Here is a 4640-nt window from a genome sequence, read left to right as displayed (position 1 = left end):
TTTTCCTGCTGCGGATCCTTTTGATAATGCTGCATCACCGCCCGCGCAACCTGATGCGGTTTTAAGAACGTGACGGTATCAAGCGAGACAGAGGCTTCAAACAGGCCGAGCGATTGCCCATAAACAGAAAGGTTGACCCACAGCTTCTGGCCGGTGACCAGCGATTCAAAACCAGGCGGAACCTGCGTGGCAGCGCGGGGTGCAAGAGAGGGGATCAGGGTAATGAAAGAGGCGATTAAAACGACGCGAATATTGACCTTCATTACAGCATCCTGCTGAAAAAGAATAATAAGGGGGGCGATCTGCCTAATGCCGCTCACTTAAGCAATATATTGCCTATGTAAGCAGGCGCGCATGAATGCGCACCCTACGAAAACCTCGCCAACTGCTGTAGGGTCGCCATTAATGGCGACCGATTTACGCTTAACTGGCGTGCATTAGGGGCGAGCGGCCCCCCGAAATAATTGATCAGTCAATACCGACAAATTAGCTCTGCGTGGTGGCCTGAGTAATTAACAAGCTGATCACGCCGGAATAGGTACCGGTTGCCAGCACGCCTTGTGTGGTCTGCGAGATTTTCAGTGGCAATACTGACGAACCGTTGGCGGTACCCGCCGGGAACAGCGAGGCGTAAGTCAGCGGTGTGTTGGTGGTGGTAATCGGTTTTAAATCCGCGCCCAGCGTGACGGTCAAGGGTACCGCTGTACCGGTGACGGTATTGTTAAGCTGAGCAGCGCTCACCAGCGCAACGTTAATATTGGCGGTTTGCGAGTTCGACCAGATTTTGGTGTCCAGTGAATAGGTAGACAAACCACGGCCCGGAATATATTGCATATTAATGGTACCCGGTAATGCGGTTCCGTCCGCCTGGGTCATATCGACCGTCGAATCGACATTCGCATTCACCGTAATATCTTTCTGCACCGCCTGTGCATTAAATACAGCCGTTAACGCAGCAGCGATGACAAGTGGTTTGATTAATTTTTGCATTTGTAGCTCCGTGAAAATCCTTGTACTGGCCGTAAATGACCGTCTCATGGGTAGTAAACTGCTTTATAACAAACAGGTTGTTATTCCTTTAATAGGTGCTGATCATTGTCCGATAACGTACTCGGCTAAATTCCGCGTGTTGAGATCAACATATTTAATTCTGACTTCCTGAGCAGCGCTTAATTCTGCTGAACTCCAGGCTTTGAAGCGCAGTGTTTCATCCGGATAAACCGTGGCGTGTTCTTTTTTCCACTGGCAGCTGCCGCTGATATGTTGTTTTGAGCAAACCGCCACCTCACGAATCACTACGCGTACGGTACCTGAATTCTTTACTTCGCCCGATGCGGACGGACTAAGCGATAACCTGGCATTGCGCGGCGGAATATGGACCAGCACGCCCCAGACTAAATTGATGCCGACCTGATTGCTGATGTTATTATTCGGCAGCGATTTATCTTTCAATTCATCCGGGGCAGCAACGGCCTCAAAGTAGACGCGCCAGGCGGTCTCTTTTTCCGGCGGTTGTAATGAAATCAGCCGAATGATGCGTTGAGAACCGGAAGCGAGCGCGAACTTATCCGGTGTGGCGATAAGCGAGCGAGAAACGGCATCCTCAACCAATATTTCTTTTTCAAACGGTGTCGCAGGACGCTCAATTCGCTTGATGCTGACGCGAATAAACTGCGCTTCACCGCTCTGTGATAATGTCTGCACCTGCGCCGCACCCTGATTATTCAGGGTGACTTCCATTGGATAGACACTCATATTTGCCGATGCTGATGGCATAGCAATAAAACCCATGAGGATCAGAGGGTAAGCGAGTTTTTTTAGCAGATAATTATTGAATGAAATACCCAATGAAAAGCCGTGGTGCAGCGTTTTTTGCGGTGAATCGTCCATGATAAATCCTTATGAAATCCATTAAAAACCTGTCGGATATTCCCTGTAAAAATCGGCATAGCTATAAGCCAGCGTGGCTTAATCAAGCGGAATAACCGTGCGTTAAGAAAGTTCTCATAAGGGCTTTGTTAAGTCACTGTCCATTTTTGTGGTTAATTTTTTTAAGCTGTGCTGCAAAGTGAATACTTGACAAAATATCGCAACCTAACTTAATGAAATAGCTATAAAAACAAAAATTAATTTACAGGCTTAGAAATGGTCTTATCAGTTTAAAATAAAATCAGGCTTTACAAAAAATAGCCCATTGATGGTAAGATCGTACTCGGAAGGGCAAAAAGACCCTTGTTAATCTTAAAATGTTAACCTCAGAAATAATGCCTCCCAAAAGCATCATCAACCGATTCTCAACCGGCTTTAAAATAACGTATGAGAAGGTGGGTGGTTTTTGAAATATTTATAATTGATAACCAGGCACAGCACAGCAATATGAAAAGCAAACAGCAACTCACAGCATTAATTTATCATCGCGCAGCAGAGATTAAGTCAAATAAAAACATCTCGTTAGTTATGCAGAAGCATTACAAACTGTTGTTCAGACTGTATCTGACTAAGCCGCTCTATTTCAAAGTCATTTTTAAAGCCAATCGCTTTATTATTGGTTCCGCCATCATGGCGTACTCCTTCACTTCAGCAAACCCAACGCTGCGTGATGTAAAAGACTTTTGTAAGAAAACCGGCCTGATTAGCGACAACACCATTGACTCCTTTCTGCTGTTTATTCGTGTAGGTGGGCGTATGGAAGTTAAAAAGGATGCGCAGGATAAACGCAAGTTAACCTACACGGTGACCAACAAAGCACTGGATGAAACCCGCGCCTTAATTAATACCATGATGATCCCATACGGCATGTTGTATGGTGATTTCGACGTTTCGGCATGCCTGAAAATGGAAAATTTCCATGCCGAATACTTCCAAAAATACGCTGAAATTACCCTCAAGCATGTCTACTTATTCGATATGGTGCCAGAGAGTAAAGCCTTCATTTTCAGGGATGCCGGGCATATGCTGCTGATGGATCTTTACATCGAAAGTTTGCAACAAAAAACCACCGTTATTGAGTACAACTACCTGAAAGCGTCACTGAAATGTGGGGTATCGCGTTCGCACATCAAACGCTGTCTGCAGGACGCTGAAGCGGCGGGGTTGCTGACGCTGGACAAAGCCAGCAATACGCTCATTTTGCATCTCTCCTTTATGCAAATGGCGCTGGATTATTTTGCGGTCTATATGGCAATGGTCGAGTACGGGTTGCGCGGCTTATCGGGCGTGCCTCCGCTACCGGCGAGCATGTCACGATAATCTGTTTTTTCTCTTATTGGTGAATTGCCATATTCAACAAATCGATTGCCACTATTGTCGTTTTACATTTATTTGTCCGGGTTTTAATAATTCAGCGGGAATTAATACAGGCCAGATTAAGGCCATACATAATATTTACCTGCAATCACCAAGGACAATATGAAATTAACTTCAATAGCTTTGGCATTAGGTTTTAGCCTGTTGGGAAACGCGTTTAATGCTGTAGCCGCCGATCAACCGGTTAGCGGCGGCAGCTTAACGGTGGGTGTCGAAACCGAACCCACCACTTTTAACCCGCAGCTTAATGGTCAGGACAAAGCGGAAATCACGCTGCGTAACTTCTGGGAATCGCTGCTGGCGCGCCGTCCGGACGGCAGTTTTGTGCCGTGGCTGGCGGAAAGTTATGAGGCCAGCCAGGATGGCAAAGTGATCCGCTTTAATCTGCGTCAGGACGTCACCTTCTCCAACGGCGAGAAGTTCGATGCCAACGCGGTGGCTGAGAACTTCCGCCAAACTCAGGTCGCGCAATATTGCGCCGGCACCAGTTTGTGCCTGATGGGTTCGCACATCGAGAAGATTGAAACGCCGGACGATCACACTGTGGTGATCACCCTGAAAGAGGTTTACTCACCCTTCCTTTCTTTCGCAGCGGGCTTGCAGATTTTGGCACCGGCCAGCTGGAAATCACCACAGCTGAAATCGGGCGGCAAAGATCTGGCGGGCACCGGGCCGTTTATTCTCGAAAGCTATGAGAAAGGTCAGCAGGTGACTTACGTTAAAAACCCGAAATACAACTGGGCACCGGCCACCGCGAAGCATCAGGGACCGGCGTATCTCGATCGCGTTACCTATCGCTTCCTGCCGGAATCCTCGGTGCGCACTGGCGCACTGCTGTCTGGTCAGGTTGATGCTATTGAAGGCATTTCGGGTAACGATGCCGGTGAATTTAAAGACAATCCCGACTTTACCTATCAGCATGCGCTGAACACCGGTACGCCTTATTCGCTGTTCCTCAACGTGGAATATGGCCCGACGCAAGATGTGAAAGTGCGTCAGGCGTTACTGCAAGGTCTGGATATCGATCAGCTGCTGAAGTCGGTGTATCGCGGCGAACGTACCCGCGCGTGGGGCATCACGTCGCCCATCGATCCGCTCTATAACAAAGAGCTGGAGGGCAAATACGGCAACAATCCGGATGCGGCCAACAAGCTGCTGGATGAAGCCGGTTGGAAAACGCGTGATGGCGAAGGTTTCCGCACTAAAGAGGGCCAGCGTCTGCGCATTGAGCTGATTCAGGCCCAGGCGACGGTGCGTGACCAGCGCGATGTGCTGCTGCAGGCGATTCAGGCGCAGGCACGTCAGCGGCTTGGCGTTGATCTCAAGCTGAATTA

General features: G+C 48.4%; 5 protein-coding genes. 2 read left to right on the top strand and 3 right to left on the bottom strand.

The window, feature by feature from the left end; all coding sequences use genetic code 11:
• From RTY00_RS20255 to RTY00_RS20245, 3 genes are all read right to left on the bottom strand, one after another.
• Positions 1–263 (bottom strand): hypothetical protein (locus RTY00_RS20255; RefSeq protein ID WP_312665833.1); only part of this gene is annotated, 263 nt, incomplete at its 3' end.
• Positions 264–486: 223 nt separating this feature from the next.
• On the bottom strand, positions 487–990 hold the full coding sequence (locus RTY00_RS20250; protein WP_008107322.1) for a CS1 type fimbrial major subunit: 504 nt from the start codon (positions 988–990) through the stop codon (positions 487–489).
• Between the two features lie 102 nt (positions 991–1092).
• Entirely contained in the window at positions 1093–1890 is a 798-nt protein-coding gene (locus RTY00_RS20245; RefSeq protein ID WP_312665832.1) for a fimbrial protein, read from the bottom strand.
• Between the two features lie 588 nt (positions 1891–2478).
• On the opposite strand from RTY00_RS20245, the gene RTY00_RS20240 reads away from it, so the two are divergent.
• Both RTY00_RS20240 and RTY00_RS20235 read left to right on the top strand, forming a co-directional pair.
• Entirely contained in the window at positions 2479–3249 is a 771-nt protein-coding gene (locus RTY00_RS20240) for a hypothetical protein (protein WP_312665831.1), read from the top strand.
• Positions 3250–3408: 159 nt separating this feature from the next.
• The coding region (locus RTY00_RS20235) for an ABC transporter substrate-binding protein (RefSeq protein ID WP_312665830.1) at positions 3409–4640 on the top strand (1232 nt) is incomplete at its 3' end.

The sequence above is a fragment of the Pantoea sp. CTOTU49201 genome (assembly GCF_032054795.1).
Classification (GTDB): Bacteria; Pseudomonadota; Gammaproteobacteria; order Enterobacterales; family Enterobacteriaceae; genus Pantoea; species Pantoea symbiotica.
The sequence above is the reverse complement of the archived record's forward strand: the minus strand, read 5'-3'. Positions and strand labels throughout refer to the sequence as shown.

Coding starts and splice junctions, on each gene's coding strand:
- RTY00_RS20250 (WP_008107322.1), bottom strand. CDS start 990: ATGCAAAAATTAATCAAACCACTTGTCATCGCTGCTGCGTTAACGGCT.
- RTY00_RS20245 (WP_312665832.1), bottom strand. CDS start 1,890: ATGGACGATTCACCGCAAAAAACGCTGCACCACGGCTTTTCATTGGGT.